Raw genomic sequence first — 16,913 nt, 5'->3', positions numbered from 1 at the left:
GGCTCGGGTGCCGCTTCGGGGGATGACGGCGTCGGCCGCGGCCACCCTCCGGGCGATCTCGCCCGTCAGACTATCGCCCTCAGCGGGGTGCGGCGGCTCCTGGGCCCGCGGCCGGCGTCGTCGTGGTGGGCGCGGAGCTCGGTGCGCGGTACGTGATGCTCACCGCGAAGCACCACGACGGGTTCTGCCTGTGGCCGACGTCGACGACCGACTACTCCGTCTCCTCCTCCCGGTGGCGCGGCGGGGACGGCGACCTCGTCGCCGAGGTCGCCGGTGCCTGCCGCTACCATGGCCTGGGGCTCGGCTCCTACCTCTCCCCGTGGGACCGCCACGCGCCCGGGTACGAGGATCGCGCCGACTGCGACGAGCTCTACCTCGCCACCTCCGCCTCGAGACCGCGGGCGAGGGCGTCGTGATCGAGGCGGTGCGCGTGCATCGTCCGAGCTCCGCATCGGCACCGGATCTCACCGGCGCGCGCCGAGCGCCGACGACGCCGCTGAGCCTGTGATCGCCCCGGGCGAACGGACGTCACGCCAGCGGCGAACACACGGGGAATCCCCGCCCGCTCCGCGTACTCTCGATCCATCACCACCACCGAATGGGGGAGGAACATGTTCGAACGGTTCACCGACCGGGCGCGTCGCGTCGTCGTCCTGGCGCAGGACGAGGCCCGCCTGCTCAACCACAACTACATCGGCACCGAGCACATCCTGCTCGGCCTGATCCACGAGAACGAGGGCGTCGGCGCGAAGGCGCTCGAGGCCCTCGGCGTGACGCTCGACGCAGTGCGCGAGCAGGTCCGCGACATCATCGGCGAAGGCAACCAGACCCCCTCGGGCCACATCCCCTTCACCCCGCGCGCCAAGAAGGTGCTCGAGCTGAGCCTCCGCGAAGCGCTCCAGCTCGGCCACAACTACATCGGCACCGAGCACATCCTGCTCGGACTGCTGCGCGAGGGCGAGGGCACCGCCGTCAAGGTGCTCTCCCGCCTCAAGGCCGAGCCGTCGGCCGTGCGCCAGGAGGTCATCGAGCGCCTCTCCGGCTACCAGGGCAAGGAGCCGGCCAACGCCGGTGGCCCCTCCGAGGGCCAGCCCTCGGGCTCTCTCGTGCTGGACCAGTTCGGCCGTAACCTCACCCAGGCCGCCCGCGACGGCAAGCTCGACCCGGTCATCGGGCGCGATGGCGAGGCCGAGCGGGTCATGCAGGTGCTCAGCCGCCGCACGAAGAACAACCCCGTCCTGATCGGCGAGCCCGGCGTCGGCAAGAGCGCCGTCGTGGAGGGCCTCGCCCAGTCGATCGTCGCCGGGGACGTCCCGGAGACGCTCAAGGACAAGCAGCTCTACACCCTCGACCTCGGCTCCCTGGTCGCGGGCTCCCGCTACCGCGGTGACTTCGAGGAGCGCCTGAAGAAGGTGCTCAAGGAGATCCGCACCCGCGGCGACATCATCCTGTTCATCGACGAGATCCACACCCTCGTCGGGGCCGGTGCCGCCGAGGGCGCGATCGACGCCGCCAGCATCCTCAAGCCCATGCTGGCCCGCGGCGAGCTGCAGACGATCGGTGCGACCACTCTCGAGGAGTACCGCAAGCACATCGAGAAGGACGCCGCGCTCGAGCGCCGCTTCCAGCCGATCCAGGTCGACGAGCCGTCGGTCGCGCACACGGTCGAGATCCTCAAGGGCCTGCGCGACCGCTACGAGGCGCACCACAAGGTGACCATCACCGACAGCGCCCTCGTCGCCGCGGCGAACCTCGCCGACCGCTACGTCAACGACCGCTTCCTGCCGGACAAGGCGATCGACCTGATCGACGAGGCCGGCGCGCGCCTGCGCATCCGTCGCCTCACCGCCCCGCCGGAGCTCAAGGAGTTCGACTCCCGCATCGAGGAGGCGCGGAAGAAGAAGGAGGAGGCGATCGACGGGCAGGACTTCGAGCTCGCCGCGAACCTCCGCGACGAGGAGCAGAAGCTCAAGTCCGAGCGCGAGGAGAAGGAGAAGGCCTGGCGCCACGGTGAGTCCGACGCGGTGACCACGGTCTCCGAGGAGGTCATCGCCGAGGTCCTCGCCGCCTCCACCGGCATCCCGATCGTGAAGCTGACCGAGGAGGAGTCCTCGCGCCTGCTGCACATGGAGGAGGAGCTGCACAAGCGCGTCATCGGGCAGGACGAGGCCATCAAGGCCGTCTCCCGAGCGATCCGCCGCACCCGTGCGGGCCTGAAGGACCCCAAGCGTCCCGGCGGCTCGTTCATCTTCGCCGGCCCGACCGGCGTCGGCAAGACAGAGCTGGCCAAGGCCCTGGCCGAGTTCCTCTTCGGCGACGAGGAGGCGCTCATCCAGCTGGACATGTCGGAGTTCGGCGAGAAGCACACCGCCTCGCGCCTGTTCGGCTCGCCCCCCGGCTACGTCGGGTACGACGAGGGCGGCCAGCTCACCGAGAAGGTGCGCCGCAAGCCGTTCTCCGTCGTGCTGTTCGACGAGGTGGAGAAGGCCCACGTGGACATCTTCAACTCGCTGCTGCAGATCCTGGAGGACGGTCGCCTGACCGACTCCCAGGGCCGCGTGGTGGACTTCAAGAACACCATCATCATCATGACCACCAACCTCGGCACCCGGGACATCGCCAAGGGCGTCTCCATGGGCTTCACCGCGGGCGGCGACCTCTCCACCGACTACGAGCGGATGAAGTCGAAGGTCCACGAGGAGCTCAAGCAGCACTTCAAGCCCGAGTTCCTCAACCGCGTCGACGACGTGGTGGTCTTCCCGCAGCTGTCCAGGACCGAGATCGTCCAGATCGTCGATCTCGAGGTCGCGAAGCTCTCGCGTCGCCTGCAGGATCGCGACATGACGCTCGAGCTCACGCAGCCGGCCAAGGACCTCCTGGCCGAGAAGGGCTACGACCCCGTGCTGGGCGCGCGGCCGCTGCGCCGCACCATCCAGCGCGACATCGAGGACTCGCTCTCCGAGCGGATCCTGTTCGGCCAGGTCCAGGTCGGCGACCAGATCGTGGTCGACGCCGAGGGCGAGGGACTGCTGGGCGATCTCACCTTCGCCCGCCGCGCCGAGGACGGCTCCCTGGAGCCGATCTCCGATGTGGTCGACGTGGAGTCGATGACCCAGGCCCGCGCCGAGGACGTCACCCACGCCGACGGCGCGGACGGCGCCGACAGCACGCCTGACAGCGCGGAGGCCAGCGCCTCCTGAGCTCGGGTCACGGCCCGGCCCCGTCCGCGGGGGCCGGGCCGTGACCGATCCCGCCTCCGGTCGCTCGCCGGAGCGCGGAGCACTCCCGGACCGGGATCACCGGTCACGGGATCACGTCCCGGAGCGCAGCGGCCCCCACGGGGGCCGCGGGACCCCTGACCGGAAGGACCCATGGGAGAACTGCTCGATCGTCTCCTCTCGCTGACCGGCGTCCTGGAGGACTGGATCCTCCAGATCGGCGACGCCTGGTGGGTCCACCTCGTCGTCTACGCCTTCGCCGCCCTGGACGGCTTCTTCCCGACCGTCCCCAGCGAGTCGACGATCGTGTCCCTGTCCTCGCTGTGGTCCAGCTCCGGAAGACCCTCGATCATCCTGATCGGGCTGGCGGCCTGGGCCGGCGCCTTCACCGGGGACAACCTCGGCTATCTCCTGGGCAACAAGATCGGCTGGGAGCGCTTCCGCTTCCTGCGCGAGGGCAAGGGTCGACGCGCGGTCGAGGCCGCGGAGAACGGGCTGCGCAAGCGGGCCCTGGTCTTCCTCATGACGGCCCGCTACATCCCCTTCGGCCGCACTGCCGTGAACCTCGTCGCGGGTGCCGTGCACTACCCGCACCGCCTGTTCTGGCCCCGCTCGGTGCTGTCCACCTTCGTGTGGGCGGTGTACTCCTGCGCGATCGGCGCGGTCGCCGGCGCCTGGTTCGAGAACAACCACCTGCTCGCGATCACCGTGGCGCTCGTCGCCGCGATCGTGATGGCGCTGGTGGTCGAGCGGATCATCGCGGCCGTGCACCGCTGGCTCGACCGTCGCGCCGAGCGCCGCGATGCCGAGCGCGACGATGCCGTGGCCGACGCGGCGGCCGGCTCCGCCGTCGAGACCGGCACAGGCGTCGGGGCCGGTTCCGCCGTCGGCGCCGGTTCCGCCGGCGGCCCCGGCCCCGGCGCGGACGCCGAGGCCGACGCCACCGCCGTCCACGGAGAGGACAGCCCCGCATGACCTCAGGCACCGCCGCACACATCCGTCCCGCGCTCCCGGCCGACGTCCGCGCCATCAACGCGATCGTCGAGCCGATGACCCACACCGGGATCCTGCTGGGCAAGGACCTCGTCTCCTACTACGAGGCCGTCCAGGAGTTCCTCGTCGCGGTCGACGAGGACGGCACGGTGGTGGGATGCGGCGCCCTGCACGTGATGTGGGAGGACCTCGCGGAGGTGCGCACCCTCGCTGTGTCCGACACGGTGCGCGGCACGGGCCTCGGCCACCGGATGCTCGAGGCGCTGCTGGACCGGGCCGTGCAGCTCGGCCTCGAGCGCGTGTTCTGCCTGACCTTCGAGGTCGAGTTCTTCGCACGGCACGGCTTCGAGGAGATGGCCGAGACGGTCGCCCCGGAGATCTACAGCCAGCTGCTGCGCTCCCCGGACGAGGGGATCGCGGAGTTCCTGGACCTCGCCCGGGTCAAGCCCAACACCCTGGGCAACACCCGCATGATCAAGCAGCTGGACCGTAGCGCCTGAGCCCGTCGGCGCCGTGCTTCAGGGCATGCGCGGTGCCTCAGGGCAGACGCAGGCCGGGGCGCGCGCCGGCGTCGCCCGCCGCGGCGGCCCCTCCCGCCTCGTCCGCCACCGCTGCGAGCCCGTCGGCCAGGAGGGAGCGCACGCAGCGCTCCACCCGCACCGGATCCTCGGGATCCAGCGCTGCGAGCATCGCAGGAGCGGCCGCGCCCTGCTCGCGCAGCAGCGCCATGATTCGCCCGCGCATCTGCCGGTCCGTCCCCTCGAAGGACTGACGGCGTCGCGTGTCCTCCTCGGGCTCGGGGCGGCCCGCGGCGACCCACGCGCAGCCGATCCCCGCGAGGGGGCACTGGGCGCAGCGGGGCGTGCGCGCGGTGCACACCAGTGCGCCGAGCTCCATCACGGCCTGGTTCCACGCCACCGACCGCTCACGCTCCGCGGGCAGCGCGTGCGTGGCGAGCGCCCGTTCGGCGGCGGAGTAGGAACGGTCCGGCAGCGCCCTGCCGCGGACGGCGCGGGCGAGGACGCGCCGGATGTTGGTGTCCACGACCACGGCGCGGTCGTGGTGGGCGAAGGCGGTGACCGCGGCGGCGGTGTACTCGCCGATCCCGGGCAGCGATCGCAGCCGCTCCTCGCCGCGGGGGACCACGCCCCCGTGCGCGCGCACGATCTCGCGCGCGCACTCCTGCAGGCGCAGCGCGCGGCGCGGATATCCGAGCCGATCCCAGGCGCGCAGCACCTCGGAGGTCGGGGCGTCGGCGAGGTCGGCCGGCTCGGGCCAGCGCTGCATCCACTCCAGCCAGCGGGGCAGCACGCGCACCACGGGGGTCTGCTGCAGCATCACCTCGGAGACGAGGATCCCCCAGGCCGTCGCGTCGGGAGAGCGCCAGGGGAGGTCGCGGGCGGTCTCCGCGTACCAGGCGATCGTCGCCTCGATCATCGCCTCGAGGTCCGGACCGGCCGCGGCGGCTTCGTCCTCCGTGCCCGGGACGGCGGGCGCCGCGGGGCGGGTCGTGCCCTTCGGGGCGGTGGGGGAGCGGGTCACCCGGGGGACGGTATCGCATCCTGTCACGGCGCCGCGGCGGGCGCCGGTCTCGCGCGCGGGTCCTGGCCGGGAAGCGAGCTCCGCCTCGGGAACGACGACGGGGGCGGCACCGCACGGTGCCGCCCCCGTCGTGGGGTGCGCGGGCGATGCCGCGCCGGGGTGGATCGGACCAGGATCAGACCTGGGGGTTGCCGCCCTGGGGGTTCTGGGTCTTGAGCAGGTCGCGGATCTCGGAGAGGAGCACGATGTCCTCGGGAGCCGCCTCGACCTCCTCCTCGACGCCCTTGCGACGGTTGGCCGCCTCGCGGGACTTGGTCATCGGCATCACGAAGACGAAGTAGACGACGGCCGCAGTGATCAGGAAGGTGATGATCGCGGAGATCACGGCACCGAAGTTGATGAAGGTCGCCTCGTTGTTCTCGAAGATCTTGAAGCCGAAGCCCTCGACGCTGTCCGCGCCGCCCGCGGCGGCGACGACCGGGTTGATGAGGTTGTCGACGAAGGCGGCGACCAGCGCGGTGAACGCGCCGCCGATCACGACACCGACCGCGAGGTCGATGACGTTGCCCTGCATGACGAAGTCCTTGAAGCCCTTCATGGGGAGTTCCTTCTCAAGATGGGGGATGAGGGAGAACCGAAGTCACGGCCCGGTCGGACTCTAGCGGATCACGGACACCGTGACCTTCGACGTGCCGAGAGCGTGAGCGACTTCTCCGGACCGGTGCCGGTCCACGAGCACGAGCGCCTGGACGCCGGTGTCGGACCCCGTGCCGAGCGCTCCCGTGCCCGTCGCGGCGGCGGAGAGGGAGCGGATCTGGGCGGGGATGCGGGTCGCGGACCCGTCGACGGGGTCGTTCATCAGCAGCTCGATGCGGGTCCCCGATCGGAGATGCGGCAGCAGCACCTCCGGCACGGGGACGGCCAGCAGCGCCGTTCCCTCGGGGAAGGGGTCCTCGCCGGTGCCGAGGAGGTCCCCGGCGAGGATCGGGCCGTCCGCGGCGACCGGGGCGGCGAGGCGCTCGCCCACGAGATCCTCCACCGCGGTCGCGGCGCCGGAGGGCACCAGCGAGCTCGCGACTTCGACGGTGCGCATCTGCCCCGCCTCCAGGGCGGTGCCGGGCTGCAGGTCCTCGGCCGCGACCACCACCTCCGTCCCCGCCACCGAGGCCGGCACGAGCGAGGGCACCAGCAGCACCGCGGCGGCGGCCACGACGAGCACGGCCAGGGTGCGGCGCCGACGGCGCAGGGCACGGCGCCAGGTGGGAAGGTGGGGGAGCAGTCGAGTGAGCATGCCCCGACGCTAGGGCCGACCCTGTGACGGCGCGACGGATCGCGCCCCGCAGTGGACGGCGGGGCGATGGGGAGGAGAGGTCAGGAGGCCGCGGCGGCGGGCTGCGAGGCGGTTCCCGTCGAGGAGCCGCCCGCGGAGGAGTCGGCCGAGGAGGAGCTGCCGGAGCCCTCGGAGGGCGAGGAGGAGCCGCTCGCGCCGTCGGAGGAGAAGCTGCCGCCCATCGTGGAGGCGCCCGAGGTCGCCGAGTCCGTCGAGTAGAAGCCGGAGCCCTTGAAGACGATGCCGACCGAGTCGAAGACCTTCCGCAGGGTCTCCTGCGTGCACTCGGGGCAGGTGGTCAGCGAGTCCTCGCTGAAGCTCTGGTACTGCTCGAAACGATGTCCGCAGTTCTTGCAGGCATAGACGTACGTGGGCACGCGGGTCCTCCGGGATGGTCGATGTGCGGGCCGCGCACGGGCGGCCGCAGAAAGTCTACGACCGCGCGGCGCTCAGACGGGATCGGAGGTGACCAGCGAGACGATCCCGTCGGCTGTCAGCACCTCGCGGATCGGCACGTCGTGCTCCTCGCGAGGGAGGGTCCCGGCGACGAGCAGCTCGTGCGGATGGGTCACGACCACCACCCGCGCCTCGGCCGGAAGGCTGGTCAGCGCCCTGTCGTAGTAGCCGGCGCCGTGCCCGATCCGGGTGCCGGAGCGGTCCACGGAGAGAGCGGGGGCGAGCACGAGCACGGCCTCGGAGAGCGCATCGGACCCGAGCCGCTCGCCCCGGGGCTCCTTCCCGAAGCCGCGGCCGGGGGAGTCGGTGAAGTCGGAGACCCCGTCCCAGCGGATCCACTCGAGCTCCGCCCCGGCGGCGGCGGGGAACACGAGCTCCGCGCCCCGCGCGGCGAGGGCGGAGGCCAGCGGCATCACGTCGGCCTCCGTCGGGGTGGGATGGAAGGCGGCGACACGAGGGACCGGTTCCCCAGCCTCCTCCCGACGAGCGGCCAGCGCCTCGATGTCCGCGACGATCCCCGCGGCATGCGCGAGGATCGCCTCCGCCTCGCGGGAGCGCCGGGCGGGGTCCTCGCCGTACACGGCACGCCGGTCCGCGCGCAGCGTCGTGCGCAGCGCCTTCTTCACCGACTGCTTGTCCACGAGCTGCTCGTCCACGCGTGCCTCCTTCTCCACCTGCGCGCTCTGCGCCTGCGCAGGCGCCGGCTCTCCGCCCGGCGAGCCGACCCGGGGGCGGGAGGCCCCGGGCGGCGGCGCATCGGCCGGGGCCGGGCGTCCGGGGCCCAGAGTCGCACAGGGCGGGAGAACGCGCAGGCGAGTCCGTCGGACGTCTACGATGACGCGATGGTTCACGTGTGGCCCCTGGTCCTGCGCGACGGGGAGCTGACGCTGCGCCCGCTGCGACGGCGCGACCGCGGAGACTTCGAGCGGCTGCGCGCCCGCAGCGCCGACTGGCTGCGGCCGTGGGACGCGACGGACCCGCTGAGCGAGCGCGGGCCCGCGGACTTCCGCACCCTGCGCCGCTGGGCCGACGAGCAGGCGCGGCTGGGGACCTCCCTCCCGCTCGCCATGGTCGTGGGAGGACGGGTGATCGGGCAGATCACCGCGGGCCCCATCCAGTACGGGGCGGTGCGCTCGGCGGTGCTGGGCTACTGGGTGGACCGGGAGATGGCCGGCCGCGGGCTGGCGCCCCGCGCGGCGGCGCTGGTGATCGACCATCTCTTCGCCGAGCTCGGCCTGCACCGGGTCGAGGTGACCGTGCGGCCCGAGAACGCGCCGAGCCTGCGCGTGGTCCAGAAGCTGAACCTGCGCCCCGAGGGACTGCGCCGCGCGGCGATCCACGTCGACGGAGGCTGGCGCGACCACCTCGTCTTCGCGCTGACCGTCGAGGAGGTCGCGACCGACCACGCCGGCTACGGGGTCCTGCGCCGCCTGCATCGCGAGCATCCGAGCCCCGCACGGACCGGCTGAGCCCCGCGGTGGCGCGGCGCACGGAATTGCTCGCCGACACGCCCGCTCCGTGACCAGGCGAATCACATAGGTGTCATTACTGTGGTGGTGTGGAGTCGATCAATCTCGGTGCCGTCCTCTTCGGCGGTCTGCTGCTGCTGTGGCTGGTGTACGCGCTGCCGCGCACCGCCGCCCGTCGCGAGGTGATGGGCCGCGCCCGCGCCGCGGACGAGGCCGGGATGACGCCGCAGGCCCGGGATCTCTCCGAGGCCGTCCACGCCCGCCGCTCGTCTGCCGAGGTGACCACCCCCATGCCCCAGGACCGACTGCTCATGCGTCCCGCCGACCCGACCCGTCGGCCCCGCTTCGACACCGACCCCGGCACCCGCGTCGACCTCGGCGAGGAGCGCGGCCGTTCGCGCCGCCTCATGCGCGGGGTGCTGATCGGGCTGATCGTCCTCACCGCCGCGCTGGTCGTCGGCGCGGTCGCGAACGTGCTGCCCTGGTGGCCGCCGGTCCTCGGCGCGGTCGTGCTCGGCGTGTTCCTGGTGGGGCTGCGTCGCGCCGAGCTGGAGCGTCGGGCCCGCCGCACCCGCGCCGCGACCCGCTCCCGTCAGGAGCGTGCCGAGGCCGAGACGGCGCGTCGACGCGCCGAGCAGGCGCCCGCGAGCACCGGCCGCGAGCTGCCCGCCCCGTCGGCCGTCTCCGCCACGCAGCATCCCGCCGTGTCCGCGGAGGCCGAGGCTCCCTCCGCGTCGGCGCTCGAGACCGCCTCGGAGCGCGCGGCCGAGCAGGTCACGCGCCCGGGGGAGTGGACTCCCCGCCCGGTGCCGCGGCCCACCTACGCCCTGCGCGGCGAGGTCGACGACCTCGCCAGCCGTCACGCCGCCCACCGCCGCAGCATGCTCCCCGAGTCCGTGCCGCTGGAGCGCGCGCACGTCGAGGAGGCGGAGGCGGTCGAGGAGAGCTTCGCCCCCGCGCAGGACCTCCACCTCGACGAGATCCTCGCCCGCCGCCGCGCCTGAGGCGGACCCGGTGCGCGACCTCGCGGTAGTCGACGGACTGCTGGCCGGTGCGGGCTGGTCCGAGCGCCCCCTCGCGGTCCTCGACCTCGACGCCGTCGACGCCAACGCCGACGACCTCCTCCGCCGCGCCGGCGGCACCCCGGTGCGCATCGCCTCGAAGTCGCTGCGGGTGCGGGGACTGCTCGACCGGGTCCTCGCCCGCCCCGGCATCGCCGGGATCCTCGCCTTCACCCTCCCCGAGGCGCTGTGGCTCGTCGCCCACGGGGCACGGGACGTGCTGGTCGCCTATCCGACCGCGGAGCGCGGGGCGCTGCGCCGCCTCGTCGCCTCGCCGGAGGCGCTGGACGCGATCACGCTCATGGTCGACGAGACCGCGCAGCTGGACCTGATCCTCGACGCCACCGCCGACCTCACGCCCCGCACGGGCGGACGCAGGATCCGCGTGGCGCTCGAGCTCGACGTCTCCTACGCCCCGCTGCCCGGGATCCGCTTCGGCGCCCTGCGCTCCCCGGTGCGCACGGCGGGCCAGGCCGCCCGCCTGGCCCGCGCGGCGCTCGCCCGGCCCCGGCTCCAGCTGGTGGGCCTGATGGCCTACGAGGGGCACATCGCCGGGGTCACCGACGCCGCCCCCACCCCCTACGGCGCCGCGGTCCGGGCGATGAAGCGCCTCTCCCGCCCAGAGATCGCCGCACGCCGCGCGGAGGTCGTTGCCGCCGTCCGGGCGCTCGCCCCGCTCGAGTTCGTCAACGCCGGCGGCACCGGCTCGCTCGAGTCCAGCGCCGCCGAGGAGGCCGTCACCGAGGTCGCCGCCGGCTCGGGACTGATCGGGCCGGGCCTGTTCGACCGTTACCGCGGCTTCACCCCGCAGCCCGCGCTGTGGCTGGGCACCTCCGTCGTGCGTCGCCCCGCACCGGGCGTCGCGACCGTGCTCGGCGGCGGGTGGATCGCCTCCGGCCCGCCCGGCACGGACCGCCTGCCCACCATCGCCCATCCGCCCGGACTCGCCTTCGCCCGGCAGGAGGCGGCCGGCGAGGTGCAGACCCCCGTGATCGGACCTGCCGCCGAGGACCTGCGCATCGGCGACACGGTGTGGCTGCGGCACGCCAAGGCCGGCGAGCCCGCCGAGCACTTCTCCCACTACCTGCCCGTCCAGGGCGAGCAGGTCCTGGATCCGATGCCCACTTATCGCGGCGAGGGTGGGACCTTCCTCTGATCCCCGGCCCTCAGCGCCCCGCCGCCCCTGTCCCGGAAGGAGCCGTCGATGACGACGAGCCCGAGCCGCCGTCGGCGATGAGGCCGCCCCCGGCCGCGCCGCAACTGGTCCGGCGCGGTCCGCTTCACCCCGCACGAGATCCTCGCCCCCACCAGCGAGGAGGAGGTCACCGCCGCGCTCCGGGAGGCACGCTCCCGCGGCCTCCCGCTGCGCGTGATCGGCGGCGGTCACTCCTTCTCCCCGCTGGTGGCGACCGACGGGCTGCTCCTCACCCTCGACCGCTATCAGGGGCTGGTCCGCGCCGACCCGGCGACCGGCCTGGTCACCCTGCGCGGCGGCACCCGGCTCTGGTCGGTCGCCGAGCTCCTCGCCCCGCACGGCCTGGCGCTGGAGACGATGGGGGACATCGACCACCAGTCGATCGCCGGGGCGATCCAGACCGGGACCCACGGCACCGGCGCGCGCTTCACCGGCTTCGCGGGCACGGTGCGCGCACTGCGGATCGCTCTGCCCGACGGCTCCGTCCTCGACACCTCGCCGACCCGGGACCGGGGCCTCTTCGAGGCGGCGCGGCTCGGCCTCGGCACGATCGGGGTGATCCTCGAGGTGACCCTGCAGTGCGTGCCCGCATACCGGTTCGAGCTGGTCGAGACCACCCGGCCCCTCGACGAGGCGGCGGGCGAGTTCCTCGCGACCTGCGAGAGCGCGGACCACCACGAGATCTTCTGGTTCCCCCGCACCGACCGCGCGACCGTGCGCACCATGCGCCGTCTCCCGGCCGATGCGCCCCGGCAGCGGCCCCCGCGCGCCGCCGAGCTGCTGCAGCGCGAGGTGCACGGCAACGGCGCCTGGGAGATGCTGTGCCGCGCCGCCGCCCTCGCCCCGCCGCTGTCGAGGCCCGTCGCCGAGATCGCCTCCCACGTCTTCGCCGGGCCGCGCACCGTCGACGACTCCGCCGCGGTGTACGCCGCGCCGCGCCGGGTGCGCTTCCACGAGTCGGAGTGGGCGCTGCCGGCCGAGCACCTCGAGGCGGCGCTCGCGGCGCTGCGCGCCCACTTCGCGGCCGAGGACGTGCGCGTCACCTTCCCCCTCGAGATCCGCCGGGCCGCGGCCGACGACGTCTGGCTCTCCACCGCGTTCGAGCGGGAGACCGTGTACATCGCCGCGCACCGCTACCACCGCGAGGAGGCCGGGCCCTACCTGCTGCTCGTCCAGCGCACCCTCGCCGACTTCGGGGCGAGGCCCCACTGGGGCAAGATGCACTGGCTGGGCGCCCGCGAGCTCTCCCGGCTCTACCCGCGCTTCGAGGACTTCCGCGCCGTGCGCCGCGCCGCGGACCCGGACGGCCAGCTCATGACCCCTGCGCTGCGCCATCTGCTCGGGACGTGACCGGGCGGCGTCTCGGGCGGCCGGTCACGGGCCGACAGGAGTCCGCGCCCCGGTCCGTCGCCCCGAGGCTGACCAGGGCGGACTAGCCTGGCGGTGATGAACACCACCGCTTCTTCCGCCCCGTCCCCGGCCCAGCTGCTCGAGCACGCCCTCACCGCCGCGCACGCCGCCGCCGAGTACCTCCGCGGCCTCGACCGCGACGACCTCTCCCGCGAGTACAAGACCTCCAGCCACGACATCGTCACCGAGCACGACCGCCGCAGCGAGGAGATCATCGTCTCCGAGCTGCGCCGCCTGCTGCCCAGCGCCCGCATCGTCGGCGAGGAGGGCGGGGAGCGCCCCGCCGCGGAGCCCTCCGGTCCCGAGCAGGTCAGCTTCTACGTCGACCCGATCGACGGCACCAGCAACTTCGCCGCCGGACTGCCGCTGTTCTGCATCTCGATCGGCGTCACGATCGGCGACGAGCTGGTCGCCGGCGTGATCGACACGCCGGTGCTCGGCCAGGTCTTCGCCGCGGCCGACGGGCCCGCGACCCTGAACGGCCGGGAGATCACCCCGCGCGAGACCCGTCCGGCCCCCGACGCCCTCGTGCTCTCCGGCTACCCCGGCCAGCGCACGGGCTCCGGCTTCCCGGAGTTCGCCGCCGGTGCCGTCCGCACCCTCGAGGACTCGGTCTCCGCGGTGCGCCACCTGGGCTCCGCCGCGCTCGAGCTCGCCTACGTCGCCGCGGGATGGGCGGACGCCACCGCGCTGACCGCGATCAACTCCTGGGACGTCGCGGCAGGCTTCCACATCGTCCGCCGCGCCGGCGGCTCCCTGCGCACCTGGCCCGGTGAGGAGGTCGCCGAGCGTCCCGACCACCTCCAGCCCGCCTACGTCGCCTGCTCCGGCCAGGGGCGGCTCGAGGTGCTCGATGCGCTGCAGGACGAGCTGCAGGCTCTGCGGGTCGGGAGCTGAGCGTCCGCTCTGTGACCTTCGTCAAGAGGCCCGCCTCGATGCGACAGCATCCCTGGTGGGGTGCTAATCTGATGCGGTCGCCGAGCGACATGGGGCTATGGCGCAGTTGGTAGCGCGTCTCGTTCGCAATGAGAAGGTCGGGGGTTCGAATCCCCCTAGCTCCACCAGAAGGTCGTTGTTCAAACCAACGACATCACCGGTTTGAGTTCCAGATTCCGCCGTCCGTCCCTGTTGGCGGACGGCGAGGGTCTGGACGTCGCGGTCGAGGAACACGTTGAACGGGACGCCGGGTTCGCCGTGGATGGCGTCGTCATCAGTGACGATGAGCTTGTCGAAGAAGGCTTGGTTGGCGATCCTGCGGAGCGAATCGTCGATGCTCATGTAGATGGCGTGCATGTCCCCGGCGAGGGCGAGGCAGTCGTCCAGGTGGGCTTTGGCTTGGTCGTACTCGATGTCGCCGGCGTTGATCTGCGCGTCGAGGAACGCGAGCCGCCGCGCGATGCGGTCCTGCTCGGTGCCGAGCAGGTCGAGGGGCACGGCTCCGGCGTAATGAGCCTGCATGAGCTTGGTGCGCTCGTCACGGAGCGCGTCGCGTTCTGCCTTGTACCCCTGGGCCTCGTGCTTGGCGACCTGGTGCAGTCGGTCGAACTCACTGGTGACCAGCTCGCGCAGCGCGGTGACGACGTGTTCGGGTATCTGGACGTGGCGGTAGTAGTCCTCGACGGCGGCTTCGATGTCGGGCACGAACATGGACTTGCGTTCGCAGTTGGTGCGGCGGGCGTGCCGGCCGGTGCACATGAAGTACGGGTAGATGACGCCGCGGCGGCTCTTGGCGTTGGTCAGCGTCAGCCGGGACCCGCACTGCCCGCAGTACAGGCTGCCTTTCAGGTAGTGGTCATGGGACTGGGTCTTCTCCCCGGAGGTCTGGTGCGCGGTGAGCACCGCCTGGACGCGGTACCAGACCTCGGGCGCGACCAGCGGTTCGTGCAGGCCGTCGTAGCTGGCACCGCGGAAGCGGACGCTGCCCTTGTAGTAGGGGTTGGTGAGCATCTTGTGGATCGTGGACAGCACCGGCGGCTTGGAGGGCCGCTTCGGGGTCGGCACGGTGGTCAGGCCCCGGTCGATGAGTTCCTCGCGCAGGCTGATCGTGGAGTAGTTCCCGGTGGCGTAGGCCTCGAAGGCCCACGTGATCAGTGGTGCCCGGTCGGGGTCGACTTCGACGGTGCGGACCTCGCGGCCGAGTTCGTCACGCTTGGTGACGTTGAGGTAGCCCATCGGGGCCTTGCCGTTGGTCCCGCCACCCTGGGCTTTCTGGTTCATGCCCTTGGAGACCTCGCCGGCGAGGTTCCGGGAGTAGAACTCCGCGATGGTGGACATGATGCCGTGCAGCAGCATCCCGGACGGGGTCTCGTCGATGTTCTCGGTCGCGGAGACGAGCATGACCCCGGCCTCTTTGAGGGCGAGGTGGATGGTCACGTCGTCGGCGCGGTTGCGGGCGAGCCGGTCGACCTTGTGAACAATGCAGTAGGCGACCTGGTGGGTCTTGACGTACTCGATCATCCGCATCAGCTCGGGCCGGTCGGCCTTGCGGGCGGACTCGCCGGCGTCGACGAACTCCTCGGTGATGATCGCGTTCAGCTCGCGGGCCTTGCGCAGGTTCGCCTCGCGCTGAGCGGGGATCGAGAAGCCCTCGTCCCGTCCGCCCTTGGAGGCCTGCTCTTTGGTTGACACGCGCAGGTAGGAGACGGCGAGTGTGGTGGTCTCGCCGATGCGATCGAGCGCGGTGGCGGCGGGTGGCTGCTGTGCAGTGGTCGTGGCGGTCATGGGTCGTGTTCCCTTCCCCGGTGGTCGGGGCCAGCACGAGCGGCGGCTACCGCTGGTGCGGTGCGACTCGTAATGGGGAAACACGACCCGGCAGCTCCGAAGGAGCCGGCCGGGTAAGCCACGAAGGCCAAACAGGACTGCGCACCACGACCAAGCCCGAAAGCTCAGCCGTTGGCTTCTTGCGCTTCTGATTCTACCTCGCCGTCCCGACATTGCTCTGAGGCCGGCAGGACGGTGTCGGCGTCCGTCGCGGGCGTGGTGCGGTCCTGCTCGGCGCGGGAGCGGGCCATGCCGATGAACAGTTGGACGAGCTTGTGCAGGTCTGGGCTCTGCCGCGGCTCGGCCTCGATCCGGTAATCCCGCATCCTCTCCGGCAGCCGCTCATCCCTGTCGCGGGAAGCCCGGCCGGTCACGGGACTTCTCCGGTGCGCTCATCGAGGCTGCGGAAGAACGCCTCCTCGGCCTCGCGGCGGGCTTCGACCTGATCGAAGACGAACTGTACGAAGTCCTCCCCGCGGTCGGCGATGATCACGTCCTCCACAGGCGGTGCGGGGTCTTCGCCGGGCCAGGTGGTCTGGCGGGTGGGTCGGTCGCGGTCCAGGCGGGTGCCGGAGGCGGCGACCCATTCGCGGAGCCGGTTCCGGGCGTCGGCGAAGTCACGATGCCAGCCGAACGGCGCGGACCCGGCCTGCTCGGGGTCATAGGCGCCCAGCCAATGCAGATGCAGAGCCGACAGCTCCCACACCAGCTCGGGGTGGCGGTGCCAGAACGGAGGCACCACGCTGGCGGGTAGTCCGTAGGTGCGGCGCAGCCACGCCACCCAGTCGTTGAGCGCGAGCCACTCGACTTCCAGATCGTCGGCGGACAGCAGGTTCCAGTTCACCGGGTGCGGCGGCTCGGCCACATCGTCCGCTCCGGCGTCGGGCCCGTCGTCCGGGTCGAAGTGGTCGGGCTCGTCAGGCTCAGGGGTGTACTCATCCATCGTCGTCAGCCCCTTCCGGTCACAGGCTCACGGCCGCGGGCGATGCGGTGGCCGGGCGGTGCTCAGGTGCGGTGAACGCGGTCGCGTCGCGCTCGGGCGGGCTGCGGCGGGGTGTGCGGTCGACGTCGTAACGGGTGCGGGCCATGTCGTGGCCGAGGCGGCGGGCGACGAACTCCTCACCTTCGACGTTCTGCCCGTCGCGCTGATAGCTGTACTCGCGGACATAGCCGTCGGCAATGACCTTGTCGCCCTTGGCCAGTCGTTCGTGGCCCTGCTCAGCGGCGGCCTTGAACGCGACCAGGTTGTGGAAGGTGGTCTCCAACTGCGTGAACGACCCGTCCTGCTCTTGCCGGTAGTGCTCCTTGCCGACCTTCATATACAGCCGGGCATCACCGTTCTCCGTGCGACTGAGCTGCGGGTCGGACGCGACAAACCCCGAGAACGACTGCTGAGTCTGGATAGCCATCGGACTCTCCTCCTGACACTCACGCGACCCCCGTTAGGAACCGCTCGTGTCAGGCAGGTGCACCCACGCG

The 16,913-nt window shown here is 72.3% G+C and carries 16 protein-coding genes, 1 tRNA gene and 2 pseudogenes; 10 read left to right on the top strand and 9 right to left on the bottom strand.

Annotated elements, in window-relative coordinates; all coding sequences use genetic code 11:
• The first annotated feature begins 122 nt into the window (after positions 1–122).
• From L3K22_RS10245 to L3K22_RS10230, 4 genes are all read left to right on the top strand, one after another.
• A complete protein-coding gene (locus tag L3K22_RS10245; RefSeq protein WP_308445924.1) occupies positions 123–416 on the top strand; it encodes an alpha-L-fucosidase in 294 nt (97 codons plus the stop codon).
• Positions 417–611: 195 nt separating this feature from the next.
• Entirely contained in the window at positions 612–3,200 is a 2,589-nt protein-coding gene (locus L3K22_RS10240; RefSeq protein ID WP_263311291.1) for an ATP-dependent Clp protease ATP-binding subunit, read from the top strand.
• Between the two features lie 171 nt (positions 3,201–3,371).
• Entirely contained in the window at positions 3,372–4,193 is an 822-nt protein-coding gene (locus tag L3K22_RS10235; RefSeq protein ID WP_263311290.1) for a DedA family protein, read from the top strand.
• Entirely contained in the window at positions 4,190–4,711 is a 522-nt protein-coding gene (locus L3K22_RS10230; RefSeq protein ID WP_263311289.1) for an amino-acid N-acetyltransferase, read from the top strand. Before L3K22_RS10235 ends, L3K22_RS10230 begins: the two co-directional genes overlap by 4 nt.
• A 37-nt stretch (positions 4,712–4,748) precedes the next feature.
• Here the strand turns inward: L3K22_RS10230 and L3K22_RS10225 are convergent, their stop codons facing one another.
• The 5 genes from L3K22_RS10225 to L3K22_RS10205 form a co-directional block, all read right to left on the bottom strand.
• Positions 4,749–5,753, bottom strand: coding sequence for an iron-sulfur binding domain-containing protein (locus L3K22_RS10225; RefSeq protein WP_373318029.1), 1,005 nt, complete (start codon positions 5,751–5,753; stop codon positions 4,749–4,751).
• A gap of 175 nt (positions 5,754–5,928) precedes the next feature.
• Positions 5,929–6,351 (bottom strand): large conductance mechanosensitive channel protein MscL, encoded by a 423-nt coding sequence (gene mscL, locus L3K22_RS10220; RefSeq protein WP_263311288.1) that lies wholly within the window; start codon positions 6,349–6,351, stop codon positions 5,929–5,931.
• Positions 6,352–6,411: 60 nt separating this feature from the next.
• Entirely contained in the window at positions 6,412–7,044 is a 633-nt protein-coding gene (locus L3K22_RS10215) for an SAF domain-containing protein (RefSeq protein WP_263311287.1), read from the bottom strand.
• A gap of 80 nt (positions 7,045–7,124) precedes the next feature.
• Positions 7,125–7,460, bottom strand: coding sequence for an FmdB family zinc ribbon protein (locus tag L3K22_RS10210; protein WP_263311286.1), 336 nt, complete (start codon positions 7,458–7,460; stop codon positions 7,125–7,127).
• Between the two features lie 72 nt (positions 7,461–7,532).
• A complete protein-coding gene (locus L3K22_RS10205; RefSeq protein WP_263311285.1) occupies positions 7,533–8,195 on the bottom strand; it encodes a 5-formyltetrahydrofolate cyclo-ligase in 663 nt (220 codons plus the stop codon).
• Positions 8,196–8,381: 186 nt separating this feature from the next.
• Between L3K22_RS10205 and L3K22_RS10200 the strand changes: the two genes are divergently transcribed.
• From L3K22_RS10200 to L3K22_RS10175, 6 genes and pseudogenes are all read left to right on the top strand, one after another.
• On the top strand, positions 8,382–9,008 hold the full coding sequence (locus tag L3K22_RS10200; protein ID WP_263311284.1) for a GNAT family N-acetyltransferase: 627 nt from the start codon (positions 8,382–8,384) through the stop codon (positions 9,006–9,008).
• An 89-nt stretch (positions 9,009–9,097) separates the two neighbouring features.
• Positions 9,098–10,012 carry a hypothetical protein gene (locus L3K22_RS10195; protein ID WP_263311283.1) on the top strand — a complete coding sequence of 305 codons (915 nt, stop codon included), beginning with the start codon at positions 9,098–9,100 and terminating at the stop codon, positions 10,010–10,012.
• A 10-nt stretch (positions 10,013–10,022) separates the two neighbouring features.
• On the top strand, positions 10,023–11,225 hold the full coding sequence (locus L3K22_RS10190; protein ID WP_263311282.1) for an alanine racemase: 1,203 nt from the start codon (positions 10,023–10,025) through the stop codon (positions 11,223–11,225).
• 111 nt (positions 11,226–11,336) lie between these two features.
• A pseudogene (locus tag L3K22_RS10185) lies at positions 11,337–12,614 on the top strand (D-arabinono-1,4-lactone oxidase); the annotation flags it as partial.
• 96 nt (positions 12,615–12,710) lie between these two features.
• Positions 12,711–13,571, top strand: a complete 861-nt coding sequence (locus L3K22_RS10180) for an inositol monophosphatase family protein (protein WP_263311281.1) — start codon at positions 12,711–12,713, stop codon at positions 13,569–13,571.
• A 91-nt stretch (positions 13,572–13,662) separates the two neighbouring features.
• Positions 13,663–13,738, top strand: a tRNA-Ala gene (locus tag L3K22_RS10175).
• A gap of 598 nt (positions 13,739–14,336) precedes the next feature.
• On the opposite strand, the pseudogene L3K22_RS16740 reads toward L3K22_RS10175, so the two are convergent.
• The 4 genes and pseudogenes from L3K22_RS16740 to L3K22_RS10155 all read right to left on the bottom strand — a co-directional run.
• Positions 14,337–15,395, bottom strand: a pseudogene (locus tag L3K22_RS16740) (recombinase family protein); the annotation flags it as partial.
• A gap of 164 nt (positions 15,396–15,559) precedes the next feature.
• Positions 15,560–15,808 carry a hypothetical protein gene (locus L3K22_RS10165; protein WP_135446882.1) on the bottom strand — a complete coding sequence of 83 codons (249 nt, stop codon included), beginning with the start codon at positions 15,806–15,808 and terminating at the stop codon, positions 15,560–15,562.
• Entirely contained in the window at positions 15,805–16,377 is a 573-nt protein-coding gene (locus L3K22_RS10160; protein WP_135446884.1) for a hypothetical protein, read from the bottom strand. Before L3K22_RS10160 ends, L3K22_RS10165 begins: the two co-directional genes overlap by 4 nt.
• A gap of 19 nt (positions 16,378–16,396) precedes the next feature.
• The gene (locus L3K22_RS10155; RefSeq protein ID WP_135446886.1) at positions 16,397–16,843 is read right to left on the bottom strand and encodes a single-stranded DNA-binding protein; all 447 of its coding nucleotides are present in this window, start codon (positions 16,841–16,843) and stop codon (positions 16,397–16,399) included.
• Positions 16,844–16,913: the final 70 nt, after the last annotated feature.

Origin of the sequence: Brachybacterium atlanticum (assembly GCF_025669985.1) — a bacterium.
Classification (GTDB): domain Bacteria; phylum Actinomycetota; class Actinomycetes; order Actinomycetales; family Dermabacteraceae; genus Brachybacterium; species Brachybacterium conglomeratum.
The sequence above is the reverse complement of the archived record's forward strand: the minus strand, read 5'-3'. Positions and strand labels throughout refer to the sequence as shown.

What these genes read in the sequence shown, in the direction of transcription:
- L3K22_RS10155 (WP_135446886.1), bottom strand. Translation starts at nt 16,843, where the DNA reads ATGGCTATCCAGACTCAGCAGTCGTTCTCGGGGTTTGTCGCGTCCGAC.
- mscL (WP_263311288.1), bottom strand. Translation starts at nt 6,351, where the DNA reads ATGAAGGGCTTCAAGGACTTCGTCATGCAGGGCAACGTCATCGACCTC.
- L3K22_RS10240 (WP_263311291.1), top strand. Translation starts at nt 612, where the DNA reads ATGTTCGAACGGTTCACCGACCGGGCGCGTCGCGTCGTCGTCCTGGCG.
- L3K22_RS10215 (WP_263311287.1), bottom strand. Translation starts at nt 7,044, where the DNA reads ATGCTCACTCGACTGCTCCCCCACCTTCCCACCTGGCGCCGTGCCCTG.
- L3K22_RS10200 (WP_263311284.1), top strand. Translation starts at nt 8,382, where the DNA reads ATGGTTCACGTGTGGCCCCTGGTCCTGCGCGACGGGGAGCTGACGCTG.
- L3K22_RS10235 (WP_263311290.1), top strand. Translation starts at nt 3,372, where the DNA reads ATGGGAGAACTGCTCGATCGTCTCCTCTCGCTGACCGGCGTCCTGGAG.
- L3K22_RS10230 (WP_263311289.1), top strand. Translation starts at nt 4,190, where the DNA reads ATGACCTCAGGCACCGCCGCACACATCCGTCCCGCGCTCCCGGCCGAC.
- L3K22_RS10160 (WP_135446884.1), bottom strand. Translation starts at nt 16,377, where the DNA reads ATGGATGAGTACACCCCTGAGCCTGACGAGCCCGACCACTTCGACCCG.
- L3K22_RS10180 (WP_263311281.1), top strand. Translation starts at nt 12,711, where the DNA reads ATGAACACCACCGCTTCTTCCGCCCCGTCCCCGGCCCAGCTGCTCGAG.